This window comes from Kitasatospora sp. NPDC127035, from assembly GCF_042726075.1.
Taxonomy (GTDB): domain Bacteria; phylum Actinomycetota; class Actinomycetes; order Streptomycetales; family Streptomycetaceae; genus Kitasatospora.
In genome coordinates this window covers 99,720-125,209 of record NZ_JBHXDN010000011.1, presented here as the reverse complement: position 1 = coordinate 125,209, position 25,490 = coordinate 99,720, and the positions used below count along the sequence as shown (strand labels likewise).

Sequence of the window (25,490 nt, the reverse complement as noted above, 5' to 3'; positions counted from 1 at the left end):
GGGTTGCGGAGCGGTCGGTGGTGGCGGGGCGCTCACCGGCGCGGGGCGGGTCCGGTGGCGGGCGGTCTCACAGGTCGTAGGCGCGCAGCCAGAGTTCGAGCGTGAGCACCAGCCAGAGCTTGCCGCCCTGACGCGGTAGCAGGGTGCCCTCGCGTCGCATCCAGGTACGGACGGTGTCGGGGCGGACCAGGCCGCGCTCGCGGGCGGTGCGGCCGAGCAGCAGGTCGCCGGAGAGGTCGCGCAGCGGGCCGTGCAGCCACTGCTGGACCGGCACCCGCATGCCGCTCTTCGGCCGGTCGACGACGGCCCCCGGCAGCAGGTCCCGGACGGCCTCCTTGAGCACCCACTTCTCCACCGTGCCGCGGAGCTTGAGCGTCGGCGGGGTGGCGAAGGCGTGGTCGACGACGTGCCGGTCGAAGAGCGGGGAGCGGCCCTGGACGCCCTGCGAGGCGGTCAGCCGTTCGACCTTGGTGAGGATGTGGTGGGCGCCCTTGGTCCGCAGGTTGCAGTGGAGCAGCTGGTTGAGGAGCGTGTGCATCGGCCCGGGCCGCAGGTACGGGGCGACGAAGCGGCGCGGCTGCGGCTCGCCGGCCAGCGCGCGCAGCGCCTCCGGGGTGAGCAGCCGGGGCAGGTCCTCGTAGCACTTGCGGTAGGACCGCAGGTACGCCTCGGCCCGCGCCTCGGGGTCCGGGTCGTCCCGGTGCATCTCGTGGACCAGCATCGGCAGGTTCTTCGGGCCGCCGAACACCGGGTCACCGCCCTCGCCGTTGAGCGAGACGGTGATCCCGTCGCCGGAGACGGCCTCGGCGAGCATCAGGTTGGGGACGGTCAGCGGATCCCCGACCGGGCTGTCGAGCAGGGCGACGGTGTCGGCGAGCCGGGCGGCGACCTCGGTGCCGGAGACGGTGAGGACCCGGTGGGTCGTCCCGCAGTGGCTCGCCACCAGGCCCGAGTAGCCGAGTTCGTTGGGGAGGTCGTCGCCGAAGCTGATCGAGTAGGTGTGCACGGGGCGGTCGTGCAGCCGGGCGGCGAGCGCGGTGACCAGGGAGCTGTCGACGCCGCCGGAGAGCAGGACCGCGACCGCCTCGCCGGCCGGCAGCCGCCGCTCGGTGGCCCGTTCCAGCAGCGACCGCAGCTCCTGCGCGTACCCGGCGGGCGGGACGAGCCCGTCGTCGGGGAGCAGTTCGGCGGGCTCCCAGTAGGGCTCCTGGCGGGCGGAGCCGTCGGCCGCGAGCCGCAGGACCCGCCCGGGCAGGGCCTCGTGGACGCCGCGCACCAGGGTCTCGTCGCCGGGCAGGTAGGCGAAGGTGAGGAAGGAGCGGACGGCGGCGAGGTTGAGCCCGGTGTCGAGCGCGGGCCAGTGGCGCAGCGTGCGCAGCGAGGTGGACGCGGCCCAGCAGCCGTCGGCGCGGGCGTAGAAGAGCGTGCGGGCGCCGGCGTGGTCGCGGATCAGGACGAGGTCGGGGCCGTCGACCACGGCGAGGGCGAACATCCCGTCGGCGCGCCGGACGCCGTCGGAGCCGAGCCGGAGCCAGAGCCGCAGCAGGAGTTCGCCGTCCGGGCAGGTCCCGGGTGCGGGGGCGCCGGCGGCGGCGAGGGCGGAGTGCAGCTCCGGCCGGTTGTGCAGGGTGACCTCGCCGACGGCGGTGGTGCCGTCGACGGTGAACGGGCCGGTGGCGAAGCCGGGTTCGCCGTGGATCAGGGCGGCCTGGCCGTCCCGGCCGCCCCCGCCCGCCGGGGCTCCGGGTTCGGGGAGGGCCGTGCCGGTGAGCGAGGCGAGGTGGGCGCGGGCCCGGTCGGCGTCGGGGCCGGCGCAGGCGCAGCAGCGGGGCATGGGGGAGTGGTGCCTTTCGTCGAGGGGCCGGCGGCGGGGCGCGGCGGGTCAGCCGAAGTCGTCGCCGTCCCAGTCGTCGCCGGAGTCGTCCCAGCCGTTGTCGGTGTCGTCCCATCCCGCGTCGGACCCGGTGTCGGACCCGCCGCCGTCGGAGCCCCCGCCCCCGCCGCCGTCGGAGGTCTGCTGCCGCTGGGCGGCCTGGCGCAGCGCCTCCTCCTCCGCCTCGGACAGCGTCTCGGGGGGCAGTTGCGCGGCGGTGATCGCCGCGGCGCCGGCCACGCCGAGGGCGCCGACCACCACGCCGAGCCGGCCGCTGAAGGAGGTCCGGTTGACGGTGACGTGTCCGCCGGCCCAGACGGTGCGCCCGTACCCGATGTCGCGGCCGTACTCGGTGGTGCCGTCGGTGTGGAGCCGCTTGACGAGGTCCCGGCCGAGCCGTTCGTCGGTGCCGGACCGGCCGAGGCTGTCCTGCCAGTGGACGAGGTGGCCGGCGCCGCGCCGGCGCCACTCGCTGCGGCCGTCCTCGTACCGCCGGTGCAGTTGGCCGTCGGCCAGCAGTTCGTCGCGGTAGCCGAGGTGGCGTGCGTTGCTCATGGTCGAGGGGTCCTCACACGTCGGGGGGCGGGTCGGTCGGTCAGGGGGTGGGCCAGCTGAGGAAGCCGGCCTCGCGGGCGGTGCGGACCCGGCTCCGCAGCGGGGTGCGGCGCGGGCCGGTGGCGCCGCCCCGGACCTGGCGGATCACGGTGTGCAGCAGCCTGGCCGGTCCGACGGCGGCCAGTTCCACGGTCCGGCCGCCGCCGAGCCAGGCCCGTTCCTCGGGGCGCAGCCCGGCGGGGAGCAGGCCCCGGTAGGCGTGCGGGCCGCGGCCGGTGGTGAGGTGGAGGGCGGTGGCGTGCCGGGGGACGAGGCCCATCGAGCGGACCCGGACACCTGCGGGCCCGTCCACCGCGCCGCCGCTGCCGTACTCCGCCCGGACCCGCTCGAAGCAGGCCAGCCCGGCCGGGCTGGCGTCGTGCAGCACGTGGACCACGGCGTCGCCCGCCCGCTCCAGGGCCGCCGTCAGCCGCGGGTCGAGCGGCAGCCCGTCGGCGGCGACGATCGGGCAGGCGGCCTCCAGGTGCAGGTCGTTGGCCACCAGCATGGCGGCGATCGCGGGGCTCTGGCAGACCAGCAGCCGGGGCAGCCCGTAGTCGTAGAGGTCGCCCTCGGCGGCGGTCCGGGTGCCGGGGGTCACGGCCGCTGTGGGATCCAACGGCGGTAGCAGGCCCGGCAGTTCGTCACGCCGAGTGGCCAGGGCGGCGGCGAACCGGCCGTACCGCACCGGTGGCGCCAGGGTGTACGGGATCCGGCGCGGGCCGGCGTGCAGCGGCTGGAGCACGCGGCACAGCTCGTAGTAGAGCTGGCGTTCGGTGTAGCGCAGGCCGCCGGGCGCCCCGGCCCGTTCGGCGGCGAGGGTCAGTGCGCCGTCCAGCAGCGGACGCAGGGTCATGCGGTGCCCTTCCGGGTGGGCCCGGGCCCGTGGCCGGGCTGCTCCTCGGGCCAGGTCAGGAAGCCGACGGCCAGAGCTCGCCGGCGGGTCTCGATCGGGTTCTCGGGCCGGTCGGGCCGCCGGGGCGCCGGGATCCCGGCGGGGCCGCCGGCGGTGCTCCGCCCGCCGGCCCGTTCGGCGGCCCGGACGGCGACGGCCAGCAGCCGCTTCGGCGGCAGGGCGGCCAGCGGGCTCCACCAGCCCTCGGCGAACCAGGCGCGCTCGCCGCCGGTGAGTCCGGGCACCGTCCGCTCCAGGCGGGCCTGCAACTCCTCGGAGCGGTGCGGGTCGCGCAGCAGGACGAACTTGTCCTGGTCGACGAGCACCGTGCGGACCGGGAGGCCCGCGTCGAGGACCCGCCGGCCGCGCAGTGCGGCTCGGGCGTCGGCCACCAGCAGGCAGCCCTGCGGCGAGGCGTCGTGCAGCACCACCACGGGAAGGCCCGCGGGGACGGCGCGCAGGTCGGTCACGAGCAGCGCGCGGTGGCGGCGGGGGTAGTCGTTGGCCTGGAGGAAGGTGGTCACCGTCCGGTCCGGGCAGAGCAGGACGAACGCCGGTTCGGCGGGCGGCGGGCCGGGCCGGACGAGGTCGTCCTCCACCAGCCCGGACGGCAGCGTCCCGTAGACCTTCTTCCACCGGTCGACCACGGTGCGCCGGAAGTCGTCGGCGTCCCAGCGCAGCTCGACCGGTGCGGGCGGCGCGGGCGTGTCGGCGAGCCAGAACTGGCGGACGCCGGTGCCGATCAGGACCATCCCGCCGAGTGCCAGCAGCACGGTGAGCGAGCCGTTCAGCGCGAGGCCGACGACCATGGCCGCGATCCCGAGCACGCCCAGGCACGAGCCGCCGCCCCGGCTGCCGAGGAAGGTCGGCTCGGGCCGGCCGCGCCGTTGCAGGGCGTACCGCAACTGGCCGACGGTGCAGGCCAGTCTGCCGTCCAGGGTGAGCTTGGCGGTCAGCTTGCGGATCCGCAGGTCGTTGAGCCCGGTGCCCTCGGACTTCGGGTCGAGGGCGAAGTCCTTGCGGCAGTACGAGCAGCGGTGCCCGCCGCGCTCGCGCTGGCGCAGGCTCTTCGCACAGTGCGGGCAGATCATCGGGGCACCTCCGGGGTCGCCGTGTCCGGGTCCGTCGGGCGGTCGGGCCAGCTCAGGAACCCGAGGTCCGAGGCCGACGCGCGCGCGTCGGCGGGCTCGTCGGCCGGGCCGGGGCGCTTGTCGAAGGTCTTCGCCACGGCCCGCTCGGCGGCCTGCTCGGCCGCCGCCAGCACCCGCTTGGGCGGCTGGGCGGCGATCGGGCTCCACAGCCCCGCGGTGTACCAGGCGAGTTCCTCCCGGGTGAGTCCCGGGAGCCGCGCCAGCTGTTCCGCGAGGGGCTCGCGCTGCCGGCGTTCGTACAGCTGCACCGTCCGCTCGCCCCCGGCGAGGGCGGTGCGCGCCGACAGCCCGGCGTCGACGACCCGGCGGCCGGGCAGCGCGGCGCGGGTGTCGGCGACCAGCAGGCAGCCCTGCGGGGAGGCGTCGTGCAGGACCACGACCGGCAGCCCGGCGGGTATCTCCTCCGGACGGCCCACGAGCAGGGCGCGGTGGCGTCCGGGGAAGTCGTTGGCGTGCAGGAAGGCCGTCACCGTCGGGTCCGGGCAGAGCACCGCGAGAGCCGGGGTGCCGGCCGGGCGGACCGGCAGGACGGCGGCGTCGTCGACGACGCCCGTGGGCAGGGCGCCGTAGGTGCTCGTCCAGGAGGCCAGGACCGAGTCCCGGAACCGCCGGGCCGTCCAGTTGACGGGGGTCAGGAGGGGATCGGTCCAGCGGCGCTGCTCGTCCTGCCACGTCCGGAGCTGCTCGGTCCACCGGTCGTGCGAGCGCTGCCACTCCCGCCGCAGGCGCGGGAGCTTGCGGCGTTCCTGCACGATGACCAGCAGGCCGAACAGGAACCAGAGGCCGAGCGCGGCCGGCGCGAGGGCGAGGAGCCGGTGCCCGGGCACCAGGACGGCCCAGAGGACGGCGGCGGCCAGCGGGACGACGGCGCCGGCCGTCGCGCAGCCCGGTCTGTCCGCGTCGGCGGTGGGTTCGGGCGGGGCCTGCGGCGGGCGGGCCTGCTCGGCCCGGGGGAGCTGCCGCGTCACGACGGACCAGCGGAGCTGGTCGGTGGTGCAGACGAGCCGGCCGCCGTCCGTGAGCCGGTCCGCGTGCTGCCGCAGCCGGAGGTCGGTCAGGCCCTGGTCGAGCTTCGGTTCCAGGGCGAAGCGGCGCCGGCAGCGGGCGCAGCGGCGGTCGGTGCGCTCGCGCCGCAGCAGCCGCTGCCGGCAGTGCGGGCAGATCACCGCGGCACCTCCAGGGCGGCCGCCAGGCGGCGCAGCCGGGCGGCCAGCCGTTCGCGGGCGCTGACCCCGCCCACCTGCTGTCCCCGTTCCACGGCCCGCAGCGCCTCGGCGAGTTCGGTGTCCTGCCGGCGCTCCGCCTCGGCGGCGGTGATCGCGTAGTCCTCGTGATCGATGCCGTAACCGGTGTTGGCGGCGAGGATGTTGAGCGGTTCGGTGCCCCGGTTGGCGAAGGAGTGCGGCATCAGCTCGGGGATCCGGATCAGCAGCCCGGGTGTCAGCGGGACGTCCACCACCCGGCGCCGCTCGGCGTCGTACAGGCCGCAGGCCGCGTGGCCGAGGCTGAGCACCAGGTGCTCACCGCCGTGGGCGTGCGGGGTGAAGGCGCTGCGCGGGGCGACGATGCCGAGTTTGTAGGTGGCGTTCGACGGCCGCTCGGGCGAGGTCTTGGCGTCGCCGACCAGGTAGTGGGCGAACTGGCCCTCGTCGATGAAGCGGAGCAGTTCCTCACCGGCGGGCCCGTGCACGGTGTCCGGGCCCAACTCCCGTGCGCCCTCGCGGTCGGCGAGCAGGACGCGACCGTCCGGGCGGAGCCGGTACAGGTCGACCCCGGCCGGTAGCCGCCCGGCGAGCCGTTCGAGCTCGCGCAGCCCGGATTCTATGGACATCGGCCACCCACCCCCACGTTGACCGCAGCGACGTCATCCCCGGTGACGTCGACCGACCTGTGACCGGTTCCCGTCCTCCGGGGCCGGCCTTGTGGATCTTACGCAGGGTGGGTGAACGCGCAAGGGTCAGCGTCCGCGGGCGACCACGAATCCGGGCAGGGCCAGCAGGAACTCCCGCGCCTCGACGGTCCGCTCGACCGCGTCGGCGTCCTCGCCGGCCGGTTCGGGCAGGTCCGCGACGATGCCCTCGATCTCCCGCTCGGCGGCCGCGACCAGCCCGGCGGCGGCCTCCTGGGCGCCGGCCACGCAGTCGTACGCCGCCATCCGGTCGAGCAGCCAGTGGACGTCGTCGGCCGCGTCGGGGCCGCGCCGGGCCCGGGTGCTGCTCAGGTACCGTACGACCCGGGCCCGTTCGGCGGGGGTGGCGCGTTCCAGCAGGTGGATCAGCATGAGGGTGCGCTTGCCCTCCCAGAGGTCCCCGGCGATCTCCTTGCCGTACTCCTCGGCCGTTCCGACCAGATTGAGCACGTCGTCCTGGATCTGGAAGGCGGCGCCGAGGTACCAGCCGAACCGGTCGAGCCGGGACGCGTCCGCGGAGGCCCCCTCGGCGACCAGCAGGCCGGAGCGGCACGGGTAGAGGAAGGTGTACCAGGACGTCTTCTTGAGGCACATCCGGTAGTAGTCGGTGGCGGTGAGGTCGCAGACGTTGTCCCGGATCCAGCCGATCTCCAGCGCCTGTCCCTCCAGCGACTGGCGGCACATCAGCTCGGTCTCCTCGAACAGCCGCCAGGCGAGCTCCCCGCCGAGCGCCCGCCGGTTGGCCATCACCCGGCGCAGTCCGAGCAGGTTGGTCGCGTTGCCGACGTTCAGTGCCACCTCGACGCCGTACCGGGCGGGGAGCGTGGGCGACCCGCGGCGCAGCTCGCTGCCGTCCTGGATGTCGTCGTGGATCAGGAAGGCGTTGTGGAACAGCTCGACGGTGACCGCCGGGTTGAGCGCCCGCTCCGCGGAGCCGCCGAACGCGGTGCAGGTGACCAGGCAGAGCGCTGCGCGCAGTCCCTTGCACGGGCGGGCCGGGTAGTCGGCGGTGAGCTCGTAGAGGTACGGCGGGCTCTGTTCGGGGATGTGGCGGAGCAGCTCGGTGACGGTCCGCTCGCGGTACCGGGCGAGGACCCGTTCGACCAGCGGCGCCCCGACGGCCGTCGGACCGGCCGCCGTGCTCACCCGTTCGGCCGGGCGGAGGAGCCGTCGCCGGTGGCGTCCCCGGCCCCGCCGGTCGGCCCGCGCTGCGGACCGAAGGCGCTCTGCATGGTGCGGTTGGCGAAGCCGGGGGCGAGGCTGCTCAGGTTGAGCAGCAGGTCGAGGACGTCGTGCGCGTTGGTGGCGAGCCGCTCGGCCTGATCGGACACCTCGCCGGTGGTGGCCGCGAGCACCCGGGTGCTGACCGCGTCGATCAGCTGGTGGGTGTTCTCCGAGACCCGGCGGACCAGTTGGTCGAACTCCTCCTGGTCGACGCGGTGCTCGCCGGTCAGCCGGGCGGTGGCCGCCTTGGCGTCCGCCAGTCCGGCGGAGAGCTCGCGTTCCAGGACGGCGGCGGCTTCCATGACGGCGCGCGAGCCCTGCTCGCCCAACTCGCTGAACCGACCGGCGTCGGGCATGGCTGACCTCCTGGTTCGCGCCCCGGGCGGGCCGGGGCGGGCCGGGCCGACGCGGAGCAGGGCGCCGGTCTCGATGGCTGATGGTACACGGCCATGTGCGGAGCGTGTCCGTGGTCCTCCGGTGTCACCGCGCCCGTGCGCACCCGTGCCGACGTGCGCCGGAGCCTCCCCGGCGCGCGTTGTGCGCCGCGCGCCGGTGCCCTGCGGGCCGGGCGGCCGGCGGCCCGGCGCGTCTGGCGCCGACCGCCTCCGGTCACTGGTAGTAGTTGCGTGGTCGCGGATCGGTCCGCGCCCGGGGGGTGCTGGACGACGACGGCACGAGGAGCGGTCATGGGTGGCAGAGAGCGCCCGCCGAAGGCGCGGAACGCGCGTCCCGGCAGGCGGGCGACGGGCCCGCAGGCGGGCGGACAGGCGGTGGACGCCCGGGTGGAGATCGCCCGGCTGGAGGGCTACCTGGCCTGGGAGGCGGAGGTGGCGGCGGCCGAACGGGACGCCCGGGCCTTCGCCGACCGGTTCCCCTGGCTCTCGCCCGACGACCGGGAGGCGCTGGAGCGCGCCTACGCGGACGACCGCCTCCGGTACGCCGAAGAGGTCGTGGACCGGGCGGTCGAGCGGTGCCGGCAGCTCGCCGCCCGCTACCGCTCCGAGTGCCGCCGGATCTGCGCGCGGTGGGCGGCCGTCTGCCTCTCCGTGGCGCTGGCGGCGGCGCTGCTCGCCGCCCTCCCGGCGGCCCTGCACGGCTGACGGCCGCCGGTTGCGCGACCGGGGCCCGCCGCACACCCCGAAGGTGTGCGGCGGGCCCCGGTCGCGCGGGGGCGTCCGGGTCAGTGGTGCCCGTGGCCGCTGGTGATCTCCTCGTGCTCCTCGGCGGTCGGCTTGGCGATCTGGCCGCCCCCGCCGTAGAAGCCGCGGGAGAGCTTGGCGCGGGTGCGCGTCAGCAGCCCGGTCCTGCGGGCCACCCCGTTCTCGTCCACCTCGGCCGGCAGCTCGACGGGCTGCGGCTGGTCGTGCGAGGTGAGCGTGTACAGCCGTCCGGGCGGCAGCGGCGCGTGCACCTCGACGAACTCGCCGTGCTGGAGGCGCTTGATGACGCCGGTCTCGCGCCCGTGCAGCACCTTCTCCCGGTCCCGTCGCTGGAGGCCCAGGCACCACCGCTTGGTGATGACGAAGACCACGACCGGCGCCACGAAGAACGCGATCCGCACCGCGTTGGTGATCGAGTTGATCGACAGGTGGAAGTGGGTGGCCAGCAGGTCGTTGCCGCCGCCGGCCAGCAGGACCAGGTAGAGGCTGATCCAGGCGGCCCCGAAGGCGGTGCGCACCGGGGCGTTGCGCGGCCGGTCGGCGATGTGATGCTCGCGCCGGTCGCCGGTGATCCAGGCCTCCAGGAAGGGGTAGGACCAGATCGCCACCAGCACCAGCGGGAAGATCATCAGCGGTACGAAGACACCCAGGTTCAGGGTGTGGCCCCAGAGCCCGATCTCCCAGCCCGGCATGATCCGGATCAGGCCCTCGGAGAAGCCCATGTACCAGTCGGGCTGGGCGTCCGTGGACACCTGGTCGGGCCGGTAGGGGCCGTACGCCCAGATCGGGTTCACGGTGGCGATCGCCGCCATGGCCGAGATGACGCCGAACACCAGGAAGAAGAAGCCGCCGGCCTTGGCCATGTAGACCGGCATCAGCGGCATCCCGACGACGTTCCTGTTGGTCCGGCCGGGCCCGGCGAACTGGGTGTGCTTGTGGTAGAAGACCAGGATCAGGTGGGCCACCAGCAGCCCCAGCATGATCCCCGGGATCAGCAGGACGTGCACGGTGAACAGCCGCGGGATGATGACCACGCCCGGGAACTCGCCGCCGAAGATGAAGAACTGGAGGTACGTGCCGACGATCGGCACGGCGAGGATCGCGCCCTCCATGAACCGGATGCCGGTGCCGGAGAGCAGGTCGTCGGGCAGCGAGTAGCCCATGAAGCCGTCGAACATGCCGAGGAACAGCAGCAGCGCGCCGAACATCCAGTTGATCTCGCGCGGCTTGCGGAACGCCCCGGTGAAGAAGACGCGCATCATGTGCACGAACATGGCCGCGACGAAGACGATGGCGGCCCAGTGGTGGATCTGCCGGATCAGCAGGCCGCCGCGGAGGTCGAAGCTGATCTCCATCGTCGAGGCGAAGGCCTCCGACATCGGGACGCCCCTGAGGGGCACGTACGAGCCCTCGTAGATGACCTCGCCCATCGACGGGATGAAGAACAGCGTCAGCCAGACACCGGTCAGGATGATGATGATGAAGGTGTAGAGGCAGATCTCGCCCAGCATGAAGGACCAGTGGTCCGGGAAGATCTTGCGCAGGTTGGACCTGGACAGGGCGTAGATGCCGAGCCGCCCGTCGGCCCAGTCGGCGAACGCCTCGACCTTGTTGGCCGGTGCCGCACGGGTGCTGGTGGCCGGTGCCGGGCTCGGCTGCTGACCGGCTCTCACGACGGGCTCCCCGGTGTCCGCTGCGGAACGTCCTGGACGCCCGGCCGCTGAGCTGCCGGCCGGCGGAGTGATGTGATCATCGGACCTCTCGATGCGGGGGAGCCGGGTACGCCGGCGCGCGGATCCGCCGACCCGCCGCCCCCGTTGCTCAAAGTGATGGAGCGCTTACTCTGACATGCTGTCGGCACCGCGCCGACTGTGCACGTCCATCGGCCCGTCCGGCCGCTCGTGTCGGCTCGCCCGAGGGTCCCCCGTCGCCTCCGGCGGCCGGGATGCTGCGCCCGGGTGCTGTGCCGGGGCGCCGGAGCGTTTGGTGCGCGCCGTGCCCGGGGAGGGCGTGGCGGCGGGCCTACGCTGCGCCAATGGTGGATCACCGGGAACTCTTCGAGGACGTGACGACCGACCTGGCCCGGGCCGGGTTCGACACCGGACGGGGGCCGTCGGGCCTGCGGATCGGTCACCGCCCCCAGGGGGTGGTAGTGGACTGGCGGCCGGTTGACCCGGCCGACGGGGCGGGCGGGTCCGGCGAGGTGGAGCGGGCCGACCCGCCGCCGGTCGAGGGGATCAGGGCGGCGGTCACCGGTGCGGTCGCCGTGGTCCTGCGGGAGTCCGGCTACCAGGTGGCCGCGACCGGGCGGGACGAGCTGCTGGTCACCGCCGGCCCCGCGCGGGCCGTCGAGGCCCCGGCCGGGCCGGCCCGCGACGAGGTCGCCGTTCCGGAGCAGTGGTGGGGCTGACCGGTGCGGCTCCGCCGCCCGGGCGCAACTCTCCGGTTGCGCCCGGGCGGGGCCAGGTGCAACCATGGGGTTGCATTCACTGGTGACGACGGAGGAGCATCCCATGAGCGAGGACCGGATCGAGCGCGAGACCCTGATCGCGGCCCCCCTGGACCGGGTCTGGGCACTGGTGGCCCAGCCCGGGTTCTGGGTGGACGCGCAGAGCGTGGCCGGCACGGTGGCGCGCGAGGGCGAGTCGACCGTGGCGCGGAGCGCCGAGTACGGGGACTTCCCCGTGCGGGTGGAGAAGGTCGAGCCGCCGACCTACCTGGCCTACCGCTGGGCCAGCGCGTTCCCCGGCGAGGAACTGCGCGAGGACAACACCACGCTGGTGGAGTTCACCCTGACCGAGGAGGGCGACAAGACCCGCCTGCGGGTCGTCGAGAGCGGGTTCGCGGCCCTGGCCGTCTCCGAGGAGCGGCGGAGCCAGGCCGTCCGGGACAACAGCGGCGGCTGGCCCCAGGTGTTCGACGCGCTCCGCACGCGGGCCGAGCAGCGGTCGGCGTGACGGAGCGGCGGAGCGGCGGCGCCGAGGTCGTCGACGGCGTGCTCGGCGCGCTGGCGGACCCGACCCGGCGCCGGCTGCTCGACCTGCTCGCCGCCCAGGGCGAGGCGACCGCGACCACGCTCGCCGGGCGACTGCCCGTCACCCGGCAGGCCGTGGTCAAGCACCTCGCCGTCCTGGACACCGCCGGGCTGGTCACCGGCCGTCGGGCCGGCCGCGAGGTCCGCTACGCCGTCCGGCCCGAGGCGCTGGACGCGACCGCGCGGTGGATGGCCTCGCTCGCGGCGGACTGGGACCGGCGGCTGGCGCGGATCAAGCTGTTGGCGGAGTCCGCGGAGTCCGCGGAGTCCGCGGAGGCGGCCGAGTCCGCCGGGACGGACGCGGGAGGGCCGGGAGGCGCGGGGCCGGTGTCGGAGCCGCAGCCGCCGGACCGGACCCGCGGCTGAACCACCCCGCCCCGCCCGGCCTGTCCCAGCCCGTCCCGCCCGGCCGGGACGGGCCGGGAAACGGCGGGTCAGCGGTTCAGGCCCCCGGACCGGGACCGGACCGCGGCCACCAGCTCGCCGACGCCGTGCTCCTTCAGCACGCCGTAGTGGTCGCCGGCCAGCTCGATCACCGTCGGCGCCGTCGCCGAGTAGCCGGAGCTCTCCTCGATGAACGAGTAGTCGTCGCCGGTGGCCTTGAACACGGTCACCGGCGCCGACAGCCGCCGCTCGGCCAGCTCGCGGAAGCTGTAGTCGAACTCGTAGGTCTCCCCGACGATCCGGGCGATCCGGCGGACGACCTCCAAGTCCAGCTCCGGCATCAGCCCGTGGACGAAGGCGGCGAAGCCGTCCTCGTCCCGGACCTCGGCCAGGCACCGGTCCAGCCCCGGCCCGCTGATCGAGCCCGCGAACACCGAGTACAGGATGGTCAGGTACGCCGGGTTGCGGTAGGAGTACTCGCGTCCGTACCGCTCGCCGCCGGCCTTCCGCAGCTCCGGGTTGCCCGGGCAGATCAGCAGCAGGTCGTCCACCCGCCGGCCCGCCTGCTCCAGCTGCCACGCGGCCTCGAAGGCGACCCGGGCGCCGAAGGAGTACCCCCACAGGGTGTACGGACCCTCCGGGCGGATCCGGAGGATCTCCGCCACGTCGGCGGCGGCCATCTGCCGGATCGTCGGGTACGGCGTCTCCCCGGGGTTGATGCCGTACGTCTGCACGCCGTAGAACGGCCGGCCCGCCCGGCCGGCGAGCGGCCGCAGGTTCATCGGGTAGCCGCCCAGCCCCGGCCAGCAGAACACCGGGTCACCGGCGCCCCCGCGGTGCAGCGGCACCAGCCGGGAGGCCGGCCCGCCGGAACCGCCGGCGGCGCCGGAGCGGTCGATCCGCTCCGCGAGGCCGGCCAGTCCCGGGCTCTCGAACAGCACCTGGAGCGGCAGCCGGGTGCCGAACTCCCGGTTGACCCGGTTGACCAGCGCCACGGCGATCAGCGAGTTCCCGCCCGCGGCGAAGAACTCGTCGGCCAGTGAGACGGCCTCGTACTTCAGCGCGGCGCCCCAGACCTCGGCGAGCCGGCGCTCGGTCGGCGTCGACGGCGCCACGAACGGCGCGCCCGTTCCGGCGTCCCGGACCTGCTCGCCGGCGGCGAGGGCCCTGACGTCGACCTTCCCGTTGGCGGTGAGCGGCAGCTCGTCCAGGACCAGCACCCGGTTGGGGACCATGTAGTCGGGCAGCGCGGCGGCCAGCTCGTCCCGGATCATCTCCGCAGGGCCCTTCATGTGCACGGCGTCCTCCCGCATGCCCTCGCTGCGGATCTGCTCGCCACTGACCCGCCCGCCGAGGAAGAAGTACGACGGCCCGGGCGCGATCCCGCACGACGCGAGGACGGCGTCCAGCCGCCGGGCGGCCGGCAGCGGGTGCCCGGTCCTGGAGCTGTAGCCCGAGGACATGAACCCGAAGCCGAGTCCGTTGCGCTGCAGGTGGTGCAGCCGGGTGCCCAGGCCGATGTACTCCAGCCACGGCTCCGCCGCCCGGCTCACCGCCGAGATGCCGAAGTCCGCCCGCCGGTACACCTGCTGGTTGATCGCGATGACGTGCCGGGCCTCCACCAGCTCGTCCGAGATCAGCGTCAGCCCGCCGTCCTCGTACCGGTGGGTGCCGGCCGGAAGGCCCTCGACCCGGCCCGGCCGGGCCTGGACGTAGAGCTCGGTGTCGTCCCGGTACGGCCGACCGTCCTCCGGGACGACCGTGAAGCTGCCCAGGTAGAGGTCCTCGTCGGCGACGTCCAGCCGCCGTCGGACGGCCGGCTCGTGACCGAGCGGCCGCACCGCCAGCCCGTACGCGGGCAGCACCTCCTCCAGGACACCGAGCATGTGCCCGGTCTCGAACTCCAGCACCTCCTGGATGTTGTTCCGGTACACCGGCTCGATCGCGCTGCGCCGGCCGAGGAAGTGCAGGGCCAGGGGCGCGGCGCCGTCGGCCGCGTCGCCGACCCGGACCATGGTGTGCTCGACCGGGTGGTAGTAGTGGACGCCCGCGGCCAGGCCCTCGGAGCCGTTCGTCTCCAGGTACAGCTGGGTGGCGTACAGCGCGCCGGGGGAGGCGTACGCGTACTTCGGCAGCAGCCGCTCCTCGCTGTGGAACTGTCCGAACCACCGCAGGATCCCGCCCAGCTCGGCCAGGGTCACGCCGCCGTCCCGGCGGGCGGTCCGGTGGTGGTCCGGCCGGTCCGCAGGGTGCGGGGCGGCGAGCAGGGCCAGCAGGTCGTCGCGGGTCACCGGGCCGCCCTCGAAGAACCGGTAGGTCTTGCGGGCGAACGCCTCCCGGCGCTGCCGTCCGCTCTCCTGCCGCCCCGGAAGCCCGACCACCGGCCGGCCGGCCAGCTGACCCGGGCTCCGCAGACCCGGGTTCGACAGCTGCGCCTTCACCTGGAGCTTGCTCGCCTTGGACCGGTGGTGCCCGCCGTGGCTGCCCTGGTCCATCAGGGCCGCCTCCTTGGGGTTCAGCTCCACGCAGGCCACCAGGTTCCGGTGTCCCGTCCGCGCGTCGTCGGTCACCACGGCGGCGGCCCGGCGCACCCAGGTGTGGTCCTCGATCGCGAGTGCGATCTCGTCCAGCTCGACGCGGTACCCGCGCAGCTTGACCTGGCTGTCCGTCCGGCCGGCGCACTGCAGGGTGCCGTCCGGGTTCCACTGGGCGAGGTCGCCGGTGCGGTACAGCCGCTCGCCCGGGAGGTACGGCGAGGCGACGAACCGTTCCGCCGTCAGGTCGGGCCGGTTCAGGTAGCCGCGGGCCAGCTGGACGCCGCCGACGTACAGCTCGCCGGTGGCGCCGACCTCCACCGGGGCCAGCTCCGCGTCCAGCACGAAGCAGCGGGTGCGGTCGACCGGCAGGCCGATCGGCACCGAACCCGAGCCCTCGCCGAGGGCCTCCGGGTCGACCCGGTGGGCGGTCGCGTTGATGGTGCACTCGGTCGGTCCGTACAGGTTGACCAGCGAGGCCCGGGGCAGCTCGGCGGTGAGGGCCCGGGCGAGCCGGACGGAGAGCGCCTCGCCGCCCGAGTAGACCGCGCGCAGCGTGGTGCAGCCGGGCAACCGCTCGGTCTCCAGCAGCGCCTGGAGCAGGGTGGGGACGCACTGGAGGGCGGTCACGCCGTGCTCCAGCACCGCGTCGATCAGCCCGTCCGGATCCCGGTAGACGCCCGGCGCCCCCATCACGACGTGGGCGCCGGCGGCGGGCGCGAGGATCTCCCACTGCGCGGCGTCGAAGCTCATCGGCGTCTTCTGCAGCACGGTGGTGTCCGGGCCGAGGTGGCCGGCGTCGGTCAGCCAGCGCAGCTGCGACACGATGCTGTGGTGCTCGATCATCACGCCCTTGGGCCGGCCGGTGCTGCCGGAGGTGTAGATGACGTACGCCAGCGCGTCCGGGGTCGGGCCGGGGGCCGGGTCGCCGGGTCCCCGGCTCTGGTGCGGGATGGGGTGCGTGCCGGCGGCCTCGCGGAGGTCGGCGGGTGTGACGATCCGGACGCCCGGCGAGGCCAGCCCGGCCAGCCGGTGCCGCAGGTGGTCCTGAGCGACGATCACCCTGGTGCCACTGGACTCGATCATGTAGCGGATCCGCTCCTCCGGGTACTCCGGGGAGAGCGGCAGGTAGGCGGCGCCCGCGCAGAGGATGCCCCAGACGCCGGTCATCAGCTCCAGGGACGGTTCGGTGTAGAGGCCGACGCAGTCGTCGGCGCCCGCACCCAGCTGGTGCAGGTGGGCCCCGAGGGCGCCGGCGGCCTCGCCGAGCTCGCGGTAGCTGAGCCGGCCGCCGTCGCCGGTCACGGCCGTGGCGTCGGGCCGGGCGGCCACCTGCGCGCGGAGCAGGTCGGGCAGGCAGACGGAGCGGCGGGCGTCGAGGAGGGCGGCGGACAGGGCGGACTGTGCGGTCATGAGGGGGTTCCCGTGGGTGGGTGCGGATCGGTGCGCCCGGCGCGGGCCGGGCGTGGCTTCCAAGGTCCGCCGCCCGCCGTCCCGGACGCCTGGGGCAGCGGTCGCCTCCTGGCCCGATCCGGTGCCCGGCCCGTGTCGGGCACCGGCCCGGGCAGGGCCCGGTTCCGCCCGCCCCCGTCCCGGGCCTCCGGCCCCGCGCCGGGACCGGTGCCCCGTCCCTGCTCCGGCCCCTGCCCCGTCCCTGCTCGCCCGCTCGCCGTCCGGTGTCTGGTGTCCGGTGTCCGGTGTCCGGTGTCCGCCGGCTCCGGACCGGCCGCGCCCTGCCGGTCGAGGAGGTGGTCGAAGTCCTGGTCGGCACTGCGGAGCGGGCGCTCTGCCGCTGGACGGCGGCGCGGGGACCGGCCCCCTGCCGACCCTGCGCCGCCGACCGGAGCGCAGGACCCCGGCCGGGGCTCCGGTCCGGGTCGGGCGGTCAGCCCCGGGTGGTGGGCTCCGCCGCCGCGGCGAGGTGGCCGAGGAAGGCGGTGACCGCCGGCGGGACCGACCGGTCCCTGAGGGTGGCGGTGCGGACCAGGCGGACGGGCGTGTCGTCCGGGTGGAGCGGGACGAGGGCGACGTCCGGCCGGGCGGCGCGGGCGGCCAGGGCGGGGATCAGGGTGACACCCAACCCGACGGCCACCAGGCCGAGTTTGGCGGGCCACCCGGCCACCTCGTACTCGATCCGCGGCCGGAAGCCGCTGCGCACGCAGGCGGCCAGCAGGGTCGACTCGGCCCGCCGACTGGCGGCGATCCAGTGCTCCCCGGCGAGCTCGGCCAGCTGCACCGACGCGCGGCCCGCCAGCGGGTGGTCCGGTGGAAGAGCCACCAGGACCGGATCGTCGACCAGCGGGCGGAGGTCGAACAGCTCGGTGTCGTAAGGGTGTTCGGGATAGGCGGAGACCAGCGCGAGGTCGATCGCGCCGTCCCGGAGCCGGTCCAGCAGGGCGGACGAGAGCCCCTCGGTGAGCGAGACCCCGACCAGCGGGTGCGCGGCCCGGAAGGCTGCCAGCGCGTCCGGGACCAGCGCCGCGTTGGCGCTGTCGAACGCGCCGACCCGCAGCCTGCCGAGGTTCAGCTCGGTGAGCGCCGCCAGGTCGCGGCGAGTGCCGTCCAGCCGCTCCAGCAGCGCCTCGGCGTGCGGCAGCAGGGTGCGTCCGTGCTCGGTGAGTCGCACGCCCCGGGCCAGTCGGTCGAAGAGCGGCGCACCGAACTCGGCCTCCAGGGTGGAGATCTGACGGGATATCGCGGACTGGGTGAACCCCAGCCGCTCGCCGGCGGCGGTGAACGAGCCCAGTCGGGCGGCGGTGCGGAAGACTTCGAGCCAGGCCATGTCCATTCCGCATGGCTACCATGCGAGACATTCGCTTGTCGCCTGGCTCGATGGTTCCTAGCGTGGAGGCCATGGAGAAGATCGCATTTCTCGGCCTCGGCCGGATGGGTCGACCGATGGCCCGCCGACTCGCCGACGCCGGTTACCCGTTGACGGTGTGGAACCGCACGCCCGGGAGGGCCGAGGGGCTCCCGGAGGCCGCCGATCCGGCGGAGGCGGTGCGCGGGGCGGGCGTCGTCGTCACGATGCTGTCCGACCCGGAGGCGCTGGCGGCGGTGGCCGAGCGGTTCGTGGGGGAACTGGTGCCCGACACGATCTGGACCGAGATGTCCTCCGTCGGTCCGGCGGCGGTGGCCGCCCTGCGCGGACGACTGCCGGACGGCGTGGGGCTGGTGGACGCGCCGGTGCTCGGCAGCGTCGGCCCGGCCGCGTCGGGCGGGCTGACCGTGCTGGCGGGCGGGGAGCCCGCCGACCTCGACCGGGTCCGGCCGGTACTGGAGACGCTCGGTTCGGTGGTGCACTGCGGCGGTCCCGGGTCGGGCGCGGCGCTGAAGCTGGTGGTGATCGGCGCGGTGATCGGGGGAGTCGCCGTGGTGGCGGAGGCACTCGCCCTGGCCGACTCGCTCGGCCTCCCGGAGGAACTGGCCCTGGGCGCGCTGGCGAGCGGACCGCTCGGTGGTGCGGTCGGCCGGGCCCGCTCCGACGACGCCGACTTCCCGGTCCGGCTGGCCGCCAAGGACCTCGCGCTGGCCGGTGGCGGGCCCGTCCTGACCGCCGTGCGCGAGCGGCTGCTCGACCACCCCGAACTCGCCGAACAGGACCTCGCCCGCTGGGTGGACGCGGTCCGGGCCGGCTGACAAGCCCGGCCGCCCGGCCCGCCGGACGGGTGGCCGGGCCGGGGAGGCAGGCCGGTGGTTCCTCCCGCACTCCGGTCGGGACACGCCTTGCCGCGCAGGGCGGGTGACGGCCCGCTCCGGTCTAGGCTCGTGCCATGGTTCGCCGCGACGAGCGCGCCGAGGGCGCTGGACCGTTCACGACCCGGGTCACCTGGCGCAGGGCCGAGGGCGGCCTGGCGGTCTGGGAATCCCGGCCGGCCCGCAAACGCGGTGTGTTCAGGACGCTGGCAGAGTCGGGAGCCGAGGGGGCGCCGCACCGTGCGGACGGCCGGGCACTGCACCGCCTGCGCACACTCAACACCGTCGCCGCCGTCGCGTTCGTGATCGGCGGCGGGCTGTTCGCGCTCGGCGCCCTCCTCGCGGCGGTCACCGACGTCGGCCCGACGGCGATCGCCTCGGTCTTCTTCGTGGGAGGCCTGTTCTTCAACACCGGCGGCTACGCCTCGCTGCTCCAGGCGGTCAATGCCCCGCGCCGCTCCGGTGGGACGGATGCACCGGTCACCCGGGCCTGGCGCTGGTGGAGCTACGAACCTCAGCGGATCGACTGGCTCAGCACGTTCGTCCTGTTCGCCGGGACCCTGGTGTTCGGTGTGAACCTGCTGGACTCCTTCCTCCAGGGCCTCTCGGTCCGGCAGGCGGACCGGCTGGTCTGGGCCCCGGACATGGTGGGGTGCGTGCTGTTCCTGATCTCGGGACACCTCGCGCTGGTCGAGGTCTGCCACGGCCGCTGGTGCGTGCACGCGCGCGGCATCGGGTGGTGGATCGTGCTGGTCAACCAGATCGGGTCCGTGCTCTTCCTGCTCTCGGCGGTGGCGGCGTTCACCCGTCCGGAGACCGGGAGCCCGGTCAACACCGACATCGCGAACTGGGGGACCTTCGCGGGCGCGCTGTGCTTCTCGGCCGGCGGAGTGGTGCAGTACTTCGAGCGGCCGTAGCCGTTCGGGGCGAGTGGCGGTTCCCGGACGGCGGTGCCGCGGGGGAGACGCCGCTGCTGCTCGCGGAGCCCGGTTGATCCCGGGCCGGTCAGGCGGCCCAACGGGAGACCGCGAATCCGCTTCCCGCACGCCGTACTTCGACGGCGCCCGCGCCCGCGAAGTGGGCGGGGACCACGAGTTCCCTCGTGTCGGCGGCGCGTTGCAGCACCCGCTGCCGGCTGGCGGCGGCCCGGGCCGGGTCCTCGCAGAAGCAGCTGTTGCAGGCCGGGTGGAGCAACTGCACCGGGCTGTGCAGCAGATCGCCGACGAACACCGCCCGCTCCCCGCGTGAGGCGAGCCGCAGCACCGACGAGCCGGGGGTGTGACCCGGCGCGGGCTCCAGGGTGAGTGCCTCGTCGAGCCGGTGACCGCCCTCCCAGAGCACGGCCTGTCCGGAGCGGACGACCGGCGCGATGCTGTCGGCGAACATCAGCCGCCGTTCCTCCCGCCAGACCCGGGCGTCGGCGTCCGCCGGGGCCGGTCCCGACTCCGGCCCGTCCGGATCGATCGCGGCGTGGTCCGCGGCCGGCAGGTAGTAGGTGGCGTTGGGGAAGGCGGGGACCCACTCGCCGTCCCGGGCGACGGTGTTCCAGCCGACGTGGTCGGCGTGCAGGTGGGTGTTGACCACCACGTCGACGTCCTCCGGACGGACCCCGGCCGCTTCCAGGCGGTCGAGGAAGTCGCTCCGCCGGTCGTGGAAGTGCGGGCTGTGCGGGCGCTGCCGACCGTCCCCGACGCTGGTGTCGACCAGGACGGTCCGACCGCCGTGGCGGACCACCCAGGTCTGGAGCGCCCCCCGGTAGTCGTCCCCGGCCCGGTCCCAGTGGTCGGGGGCCAGCCAGTCCGCGTTCCGCTCCCACTCCCCGGCCGGCAGACCGGGCACGATCCTCTGCGCCGGGACGAACGGCCCCTCCCACTCGACCACCCTGATGATCTCGGCGTCGCCGAGCACGATCCGCTCCATGGTTCCTCCCCGTGTCGTTGTGCACCCGTGTGGTTGTGCACCTGTTCAGCCGCACAGCTGTACAGCTGTGCGGCTGGTTCGTAGGGCGCCACTTCCGTACGCCGCCGGTGTCGAGCCTAGGAGGCGCCGGCTGAGCGGCTCAATGCTTCAGAAGATCAATCGGATACGCGATCGGCTCACAGGTGCGTGGCCGGCCACCGTAGGATGACCGGATGGACGTGGTGAGCGACGCGATCGCGGCCGTGCGCATCGGCCGGCCCTCCTCGGTCCGGCTGCGGGTCGTCGGACCGTGGTCCACCCGGATCCCCCCGTACGACGGGGCCGGGTTCCACGTGGTGCTGGAGGGCGCTTGCTGGCTGCTGCCCGACGGTGGCGCGCCGGTGGCCCTGGGCGCCGGTGACGCGGTGCTGCTGCCGCACGGGACCGGCCACGTCCTCGCGAGCGCGCCGCTGGAGCCGGCCGAGGCGGCGCGGGCGGTACCGATCGACCGGCTGCTCGGCCCCGGACGGCCGGTGCCGCCGCTCGGCCCCGCCGCCTCGTACGAGTCCGCCCCCGGCTCCGGGACGGGGGCGGCGGTCGAGCTGCTCTGCGGCAAGTACCGCCTGGAGCACAGCCGGACGCACCCGCTGATGCTGGAACTCCCGGACGTGGTCCACCTGGCGAACCGGGTCGGCGGCCACCCGCAACTGCGCTCGGCCGTGGACCTGTTGGGGGGAGAGCTGGCCGCCGACGAGGCCGGTGCGGCGCTGGCCGTGCCGAGCCTGATCGACCTGCTGCTGGTCTACATGGTGCGCGCCTGGCTGGCCGGGCCGCCCGGCGCCGGTCCGGGCCGTGGAGGTGGTGCGGGCGGTGCAGGTGGTGCTGCCGACGGGGGCGGAGCCGGGGCGCCGGACGGTCCGGCCGCCACCGGAGGGCCGGGGCCGTCGGGGGCGCGGGGCGGTGGCTGGTCCGCCGCGCTGGGTGACCCGGTCGTCGCCGCCGCGTTGCGGGCCCTGCACGAGGACCCTGCGCGGGGCTGGAGCACCGAGGACCTCGCCGCCCACGCCGGGGTCTCCCGGGCCACCCTCACCCGGCGGTTCACCGGGCTGGTCGGCCGTCCGCCGATGGCCTACCTCACCTGGTGGCGGATGACGCGCGCGGCGGCGCTGCTCCAGCAGACCGCCGAGCCGCTGGACGTCATCGCCCGCCGGGTCGGATACGCGACCCCGTACGCGCTCTCGCACGCCTTCAACCGGCTCTTCGGGACGACGCCCGGCCGCTACCGGGCTCGCACGTCGCCCCTTCTCTCTGACGGTTGATCAAACTCTTGAACGCTTGAGTAGACCTGCCCTGTTCCTGTCAAGAGGGCCTCGGATGGTCGCTCGGGCTCGGTCCGTGCGCGCTCCGCTCGGCTTTCCCTCAGGTCCGTACCAGGTGGGGCCCATTTTCTGGAGGGATTCGTCCGTTCTGTCATGTCCTGTCATAGCTCGACTCGGAGGAATCTCCAGGTTTCAATCCCGAGTGGGCGTTCATGAAGATAACGAAAGAGTCGGGATTGAGGAGAGCTTGAATTTACTTATTGACGCCAGCTGACGGGGCCGGGTTAACTCCTCCCACCTCGCCGCAGCGCTGCGGCACCTGTCACGGAGGCACCCCCCATGAACGCAACGATGCGTCGCGTCCTCGTCGGCACCGCCGCGGTCTCACTGGCCCTGTCCATGGCCGCCTGCGGCAAGGCCGGTGGAGACAAGAAGGACAGCGCGAGCTCCGGGGACACCAAGTCCATCGGCCTGCTCCTGCCGGAGAACGCATCCTCCACCCGCTACGAGTCCTTCGACCGCCCGTTCATCGAGGCCAAGGTCACCGCCCTCTGCCCGGACTGCAAGGTCCGCTACAGCAACGCCGAGGGCAGCGCCGCGAAGCAGAAGCAGCAGTTCGACACCCTGATCGCGGAGGGCGTGAAGGTGATCGTCCTCGACGCCTTCGACGCCAAGTCCACCCAGTCGTGGGTCAAGGAGGCGGCCGGAAAGGGCGTCAAGGTCGTGGCCTACGACCGGCTGGCCACCGGCCCGGTCGCGGCCTACGTCTCCTTCGACAACGAGAAGGTCGGCGAGCTCCAGGGCCAGGCCCTGCTGGACGCCCTCGGCGGCAGGGCCGCCGACGCCAACATCGTGATGATCAACGGTGACGAGGCCGACCCGAACGCCGCCCTCTTCAAGTCCGGTGCCCACAAGGTGCTCGACGGCAAGATCAAGAAGGTGGTCTACGAGCAGTCCGGCGAGTGGAAGCCCACCGTCGCGGGCCAGAAGACCGGCGCCGCCATCACCCAGCTCGGCAAGGACGGCTTCCAGGCCGTCTACTCCGCCAACGACGGCATGGCCGGCGCCATCATCACCCAGCTCAAGGCGGCCGGCATCACCGTCCCGGTCGGCGGTCAGGACGCCGGCCTCGACGCCGTCCAGCGGATCGTCGCCGGTGACCAGGCCTACACCATCTACAAGGCCTACAAGCCGCTTGCCGACAACGCCGCCGAACTGGCCGTCAGCCTGCTGCAGGGCAAGGACGTCAAGGCCGTCGCCTCCACCACGGTGGACAGCGAGACCGACAAGGGCATCCCGGCCAAGCTGCTGCAGCCCAAGATCGTCACCAAGGCGAACATCAAGGACACCGTGATCGCCGACGGCCTCTACAAGCCCGCCGACATCTGCACCGCGGACTACGCCGCCGGCTGCACCGCCGCCGGCATCAACTAGCAGTTCCCGCAGGGCCGTCCGACCGGCTCCGGCGAACCGCCACGGCGCTCCCCGGCCCACCGGGGAGCGCCGGCCCGAGGCCCGGCCGCTCGCCCGCCGACCGGCACCCCCGACCGCGCGAGCACCCCGGCGAGCACCGCCGCGTCGCGGGCACCGCCGGGTCGGACGCGCCCCGTCGCGACACGACCACGTCGCGAGCACCACCCCCTCGCGGGTCCCACAGCCCCGCGAGCGCCCACCCACCCCCGCCACGCACACCCACGCAGGAGATGGTTCACGTGACAGGCGCACCCGTACTGGCGCTGCGCGCGGTCTCCAAGCGCTTCGGCGCCGTCCAGGCCCTCACCGACGTCGACCTCGACGTCCACGCCGGCGAGGTCCTCGCCCTGGTCGGCGACAACGGCGCCGGCAAGTCCACCCTGGTCAAGACGATCGCCGGCGTCCACCCCATCGACGAGGGCACCATCACCTGGGACGGGCGCCCGGTCCGGATCGCCCGGCCCCAGGACGCCCAGACGCTCGGCATCGCCACCGTCTACCAGGACCTCGCGCTCTGCGACAACCTCGACGTCGTCGCCAACCTGTTCCTCGGCCGCGAACTGCGCCGCCGCGGCGCGCTGGACGAGGTCGCCATGGAGCGCCGGGCCAAGGAGCTGCTGGACACCCTGTCGATCCGCATCCCCAGCGTGCGGATCCCGATCGCCGCGCTCTCCGGCGGACAGCGCCAGGTCGTCGCCATCGCCCGCGCCCTGGTCGGAGACCCGCGGATCGTCATCCTCGACGAGCCCACGGCCGCGCTCGGCGTCGAACAGACCGCGCAGGTCCTCGACCTGGTCGAGCGGCTCCGCCAGCGCGGCCTCGGCGTCATCCTCATCAGCCACAACATGGCGGACGTCCGCGCGGTCGCCGACACCGTCGCCGTCCTGCGGCTCGGCCGCAACAACGGCGTCTTCCCGGTCGCCGGCACCACGCCCGAGGAGATCATCTCCGCCATCACCGGCGCCACCGACAACGCCGTCACCCGGCGCCAGGCACGTATCGCGGAGGAAGCGAAGTGACCACCAGCCAGACCACCCCCACCGCCGGGCCCACCGACGGGAGTGCGACCGCGACCGACCCGCGCCTGCTGGTCCGCCAGGGCGGCTTCGCCGGGTACGCCGAGGAGTTCCGCCGCAAGATCCGCAGCGGTGACCTCGGCTCGCTGCCGGTCGTGATCGGCCTCATCCTGATCGCGGTCATCTTCCAGAGCGTCACCGGCCACTTCCTCCAAGCGGACAACCTGACCAACATCACCAAGTGGATCGCCGGCTACGGCCTGATCTCGGTCGGGGTCGTCTTCGTCCTGCTGCTCGGGGAGATCGACCTCTCGCTCGGCTCGGTCGCCGGCGTCTGCGCCGCCGTCACCTCCGTCCTCGCCGTGCGGCAGGGCGTGAACGAGTGGCTGGCGATCGTGATCGCCCTGCTCACGGCCGCCGCGATGGGAGCCCTGCACGGCTTCTTCTTCGCCAAGATCGGCGTGCCCGCCTTCGTCGTCACCCTGGCCGGCATGCTCGCCTGGAGCGGCCTCCAGGACTACGTGCTCGGCCGGCTCGGCACCGTCAACAACATCAACGACGGCGTCGTCGCCCACCTCGACAACTACTTCCTCGGCGACGGCGACATCTCCTTCGCCTGGCTGCTCGCCGTCCTCGCCATCGGCGGCTTCCTCGCGGCACAGCTCCTCACCGCCCGGCGCCGCACCGCGGCCGGCCTGCCGGCCAGGCCGCCGGGCGACATCGCGCTGCGCACCGGCGGCCTGGCCCTCGTCGCCCTGGTCGGCGCCTACACGCTCAACCAGGACAGCGGCCTGCCGCTGCCGCTGGTCGTGCTGGTCGGGGTGGTCGTCCTCACCGACTTCGTGCTCCGGCGCACCTCCTACGGACGCCAGATCTTCGCGGTCGGCGGCGGCATCGAGGCCGCCCGCCGGGCCGGCATCAACGTCGCCTGGATCCGGATCTCGGTGTTCATGATCTCCGCCGCGCTGGCCGGTCTCGGCGGGCTCTTCATCGCCTCCCAGCAGGGCTCGGCCGACAAGCTCCTCGGCGGGGGCAACGTGCTGATGAGCGCCATCGCCGCAGCCGTCATCGGCGGGACCAGCCTCTTCGGCGGGCGCGGCAGCACCTGGTCCGCCCTGCTCGGCATGCTGGTGATCCAGTCGATCACCACCGGGCTGGACATGGTGCACGCGGCCCAGGCCATCCAGTACATGATCACCGGCGCGGTGCTGCTCGCCGCGGTGGTGCTCGACTCGGTCTCCCGGCGCACGCAGAAGTCCGCCGGCCGGGGCTGAGACGGGGCCGCCTCCCCGGCGAACGGCCCTCCCGAACGGCCCGGTCCCCACCCCC

The 25,490-nt window shown here is 74.3% G+C and carries 21 protein-coding genes and 1 pseudogene; 10 read left to right on the top strand and 12 right to left on the bottom strand.

What is annotated here, in order from left to right:
* Window positions 1–67: 67 nt before the first annotated feature.
* The 8 genes from ACFWIC_RS10110 to ACFWIC_RS10075 all read right to left on the bottom strand — a co-directional run bounded on the left by ACFWIC_RS10110 (window position 68) and on the right by ACFWIC_RS10075 (window position 8,002).
* Window positions 68–1,834, bottom strand: coding sequence for an asparagine synthetase B family protein (locus ACFWIC_RS10110; protein ID WP_380517497.1), 1,767 nt, complete (start codon window positions 1,832–1,834; stop codon window positions 68–70).
* A 48-nt stretch (window positions 1,835–1,882) separates the two neighbouring features.
* Window positions 1,883–2,428 (bottom strand): hypothetical protein, encoded by a 546-nt coding sequence (locus tag ACFWIC_RS10105; RefSeq protein WP_329875603.1) that lies wholly within the window; start codon window positions 2,426–2,428, stop codon window positions 1,883–1,885.
* A gap of 40 nt (window positions 2,429–2,468) precedes the next feature.
* Window positions 2,469–3,323 (bottom strand): hypothetical protein, encoded by an 855-nt coding sequence (locus tag ACFWIC_RS10100; RefSeq protein WP_380517494.1) that lies wholly within the window; start codon window positions 3,321–3,323, stop codon window positions 2,469–2,471.
* Window positions 3,320–4,453: a hypothetical protein gene (locus tag ACFWIC_RS10095; RefSeq protein ID WP_380517491.1), complete on the bottom strand. Its 1,134-nt coding sequence runs from the start codon at window positions 4,451–4,453 to the stop codon at window positions 3,320–3,322. Before ACFWIC_RS10095 ends, ACFWIC_RS10100 begins: the two co-directional genes overlap by 4 nt.
* Window positions 4,450–5,679: a hypothetical protein gene (locus ACFWIC_RS10090; protein WP_380517488.1), complete on the bottom strand. Its 1,230-nt coding sequence runs from the start codon at window positions 5,677–5,679 to the stop codon at window positions 4,450–4,452. The genes ACFWIC_RS10095 and ACFWIC_RS10090 overlap by 4 nt, the downstream gene beginning before the upstream one ends.
* Window positions 5,676–6,344: a cupin domain-containing protein gene (locus ACFWIC_RS10085; protein WP_329875611.1), complete on the bottom strand. Its 669-nt coding sequence runs from the start codon at window positions 6,342–6,344 to the stop codon at window positions 5,676–5,678. The genes ACFWIC_RS10090 and ACFWIC_RS10085 overlap by 4 nt, the downstream gene beginning before the upstream one ends.
* Before the next feature lie 126 nt (window positions 6,345–6,470).
* The gene (locus tag ACFWIC_RS10080) at window positions 6,471–7,568 is read right to left on the bottom strand and encodes a polyprenyl synthetase family protein (RefSeq protein WP_380517485.1); all 1,098 of its coding nucleotides are present in this window, start codon (window positions 7,566–7,568) and stop codon (window positions 6,471–6,473) included.
* A complete protein-coding gene (locus ACFWIC_RS10075; RefSeq protein ID WP_355404557.1) occupies window positions 7,565–8,002 on the bottom strand; it encodes a hypothetical protein in 438 nt (145 codons plus the stop codon). The genes ACFWIC_RS10080 and ACFWIC_RS10075 overlap by 4 nt, the downstream gene beginning before the upstream one ends.
* A gap of 330 nt (window positions 8,003–8,332) precedes the next feature.
* On the opposite strand from ACFWIC_RS10075, the gene ACFWIC_RS10070 reads away from it, so the two are divergent.
* Window positions 8,333–8,746, top strand: a complete 414-nt coding sequence (locus tag ACFWIC_RS10070) for a cytochrome C oxidase subunit I (RefSeq protein ID WP_329875617.1) — start codon at window positions 8,333–8,335, stop codon at window positions 8,744–8,746.
* An 80-nt stretch (window positions 8,747–8,826) separates the two neighbouring features.
* Here the strand turns inward: ACFWIC_RS10070 and ACFWIC_RS10065 are convergent, their stop codons facing one another.
* Window positions 8,827–10,479: a ubiquinol-cytochrome c reductase cytochrome b subunit gene (locus ACFWIC_RS10065; RefSeq protein WP_329951742.1), complete on the bottom strand. Its 1,653-nt coding sequence runs from the start codon at window positions 10,477–10,479 to the stop codon at window positions 8,827–8,829.
* Window positions 10,480–10,841: 362 nt separating this feature from the next.
* Between ACFWIC_RS10065 and ACFWIC_RS10060 the strand changes: the two genes are divergently transcribed.
* From ACFWIC_RS10060 to ACFWIC_RS10050, 3 genes and pseudogenes are all read left to right on the top strand, one after another.
* Window positions 10,842–11,216: a hypothetical protein gene (locus tag ACFWIC_RS10060; protein ID WP_380358168.1), complete on the top strand. Its 375-nt coding sequence runs from the start codon at window positions 10,842–10,844 to the stop codon at window positions 11,214–11,216.
* 103 nt (window positions 11,217–11,319) lie between these two features.
* Window positions 11,320–11,763, top strand: a complete 444-nt coding sequence (locus tag ACFWIC_RS10055) for an SRPBCC domain-containing protein (RefSeq protein WP_329875623.1) — start codon at window positions 11,320–11,322, stop codon at window positions 11,761–11,763.
* A pseudogene (locus ACFWIC_RS10050) lies at window positions 11,760–12,098 on the top strand (ArsR/SmtB family transcription factor); the annotation flags it as partial. The gene ACFWIC_RS10055 and the pseudogene ACFWIC_RS10050, both read left to right, overlap by 4 nt.
* A gap of 176 nt (window positions 12,099–12,274) precedes the next feature.
* Here the strand turns inward: ACFWIC_RS10050 and ACFWIC_RS10045 are convergent.
* Together ACFWIC_RS10045 and ACFWIC_RS10040 are read right to left on the bottom strand one after the other, a co-directional pair.
* A complete protein-coding gene (locus tag ACFWIC_RS10045; RefSeq protein WP_380517480.1) occupies window positions 12,275–16,171 on the bottom strand; it encodes an amino acid adenylation domain-containing protein in 3,897 nt (1,298 codons plus the stop codon).
* Between the two features lie 472 nt (window positions 16,172–16,643).
* Window positions 16,644–17,540 carry a LysR family transcriptional regulator gene (locus tag ACFWIC_RS10040; protein ID WP_380358179.1) on the bottom strand — a complete coding sequence of 299 codons (897 nt, stop codon included), beginning with the start codon at window positions 17,538–17,540 and terminating at the stop codon, window positions 16,644–16,646.
* Between the two features lie 71 nt (window positions 17,541–17,611).
* Between ACFWIC_RS10040 and ACFWIC_RS10035 the strand changes: the two genes are divergently transcribed.
* Together ACFWIC_RS10035 and ACFWIC_RS10030 are read left to right on the top strand one after the other, a co-directional pair.
* Complete coding sequence (locus ACFWIC_RS10035) at window positions 17,612–18,397, top strand: NAD(P)-dependent oxidoreductase (RefSeq protein ID WP_380517477.1); 786 nt, start codon at window positions 17,612–17,614, stop codon at window positions 18,395–18,397.
* Between the two features lie 134 nt (window positions 18,398–18,531).
* The gene (locus ACFWIC_RS10030) at window positions 18,532–19,371 is read left to right on the top strand and encodes a hypothetical protein (RefSeq protein ID WP_380517474.1); all 840 of its coding nucleotides are present in this window, start codon (window positions 18,532–18,534) and stop codon (window positions 19,369–19,371) included.
* Window positions 19,372–19,459: 88 nt separating this feature from the next.
* On the opposite strand, the gene ACFWIC_RS10025 is transcribed toward ACFWIC_RS10030, so the two are convergent.
* Complete coding sequence (locus ACFWIC_RS10025) at window positions 19,460–20,374, bottom strand: MBL fold metallo-hydrolase (protein WP_380358185.1); 915 nt, start codon at window positions 20,372–20,374, stop codon at window positions 19,460–19,462.
* A 212-nt stretch (window positions 20,375–20,586) separates the two neighbouring features.
* Between ACFWIC_RS10025 and ACFWIC_RS10020 the strand changes: the two genes are divergently transcribed.
* From ACFWIC_RS10020 to ACFWIC_RS10005, 4 genes are all read left to right on the top strand, one after another.
* Entirely contained in the window at window positions 20,587–21,672 is a 1,086-nt protein-coding gene (locus tag ACFWIC_RS10020) for an AraC family transcriptional regulator (protein ID WP_380517471.1), read from the top strand.
* 339 nt (window positions 21,673–22,011) lie between these two features.
* Window positions 22,012–23,106, top strand: a complete 1,095-nt coding sequence (locus ACFWIC_RS10015; protein WP_355408976.1) for a substrate-binding domain-containing protein — start codon at window positions 22,012–22,014, stop codon at window positions 23,104–23,106.
* A 269-nt stretch (window positions 23,107–23,375) separates the two neighbouring features.
* On the top strand, window positions 23,376–24,164 hold the full coding sequence (locus ACFWIC_RS10010) for an ATP-binding cassette domain-containing protein (protein ID WP_380517468.1): 789 nt from the start codon (window positions 23,376–23,378) through the stop codon (window positions 24,162–24,164).
* On the top strand, window positions 24,161–25,435 hold the full coding sequence (locus ACFWIC_RS10005) for a sugar ABC transporter permease (protein WP_329875643.1): 1,275 nt from the start codon (window positions 24,161–24,163) through the stop codon (window positions 25,433–25,435). Before ACFWIC_RS10010 ends, ACFWIC_RS10005 begins: the two co-directional genes overlap by 4 nt.
* Window positions 25,436–25,490: the final 55 nt, after the last annotated feature.

Excerpts from the sequence above, each read along its gene's own strand:
- ACFWIC_RS10085 (WP_329875611.1), bottom strand. The coding sequence starts at position 6,344 with ATGTCCATAGAATCCGGGCTGCGCGAGCTCGAACGGCTCGCCGGGCGG.
- ACFWIC_RS10055 (WP_329875623.1), top strand. The coding sequence starts at position 11,320 with ATGAGCGAGGACCGGATCGAGCGCGAGACCCTGATCGCGGCCCCCCTG.
- ACFWIC_RS10095 (WP_380517491.1), bottom strand. The coding sequence starts at position 4,453 with ATGATCTGCCCGCACTGTGCGAAGAGCCTGCGCCAGCGCGAGCGCGGC.
- ACFWIC_RS10015 (WP_355408976.1), top strand. The coding sequence starts at position 22,012 with ATGAACGCAACGATGCGTCGCGTCCTCGTCGGCACCGCCGCGGTCTCA.
- ACFWIC_RS10045 (WP_380517480.1), bottom strand. The coding sequence starts at position 16,171 with ATGACCGCACAGTCCGCCCTGTCCGCCGCCCTCCTCGACGCCCGCCGC.
- ACFWIC_RS10030 (WP_380517474.1), top strand. The coding sequence starts at position 18,532 with ATGGTTCGCCGCGACGAGCGCGCCGAGGGCGCTGGACCGTTCACGACC.
- ACFWIC_RS10060 (WP_380358168.1), top strand. The coding sequence starts at position 10,842 with ATGGTGGATCACCGGGAACTCTTCGAGGACGTGACGACCGACCTGGCC.
- ACFWIC_RS10070 (WP_329875617.1), top strand. The coding sequence starts at position 8,333 with ATGGGTGGCAGAGAGCGCCCGCCGAAGGCGCGGAACGCGCGTCCCGGC.
- ACFWIC_RS10040 (WP_380358179.1), bottom strand. The coding sequence starts at position 17,540 with ATGGCCTGGCTCGAAGTCTTCCGCACCGCCGCCCGACTGGGCTCGTTC.
- ACFWIC_RS10025 (WP_380358185.1), bottom strand. The coding sequence starts at position 20,374 with ATGGAGCGGATCGTGCTCGGCGACGCCGAGATCATCAGGGTGGTCGAG.
- ACFWIC_RS10020 (WP_380517471.1), top strand. The coding sequence starts at position 20,587 with ATGGACGTGGTGAGCGACGCGATCGCGGCCGTGCGCATCGGCCGGCCC.
- ACFWIC_RS10035 (WP_380517477.1), top strand. The coding sequence starts at position 17,612 with ATGGAGAAGATCGCATTTCTCGGCCTCGGCCGGATGGGTCGACCGATG.
- ACFWIC_RS10010 (WP_380517468.1), top strand. The coding sequence starts at position 23,376 with ATGGTTCACGTGACAGGCGCACCCGTACTGGCGCTGCGCGCGGTCTCC.
- ACFWIC_RS10100 (WP_380517494.1), bottom strand. The coding sequence starts at position 3,323 with ATGACCCTGCGTCCGCTGCTGGACGGCGCACTGACCCTCGCCGCCGAA.
- ACFWIC_RS10110 (WP_380517497.1), bottom strand. The coding sequence starts at position 1,834 with ATGCCCCGCTGCTGCGCCTGCGCCGGCCCCGACGCCGACCGGGCCCGC.
- ACFWIC_RS10105 (WP_329875603.1), bottom strand. The coding sequence starts at position 2,428 with ATGAGCAACGCACGCCACCTCGGCTACCGCGACGAACTGCTGGCCGAC.
- ACFWIC_RS10075 (WP_355404557.1), bottom strand. The coding sequence starts at position 8,002 with ATGCCCGACGCCGGTCGGTTCAGCGAGTTGGGCGAGCAGGGCTCGCGC.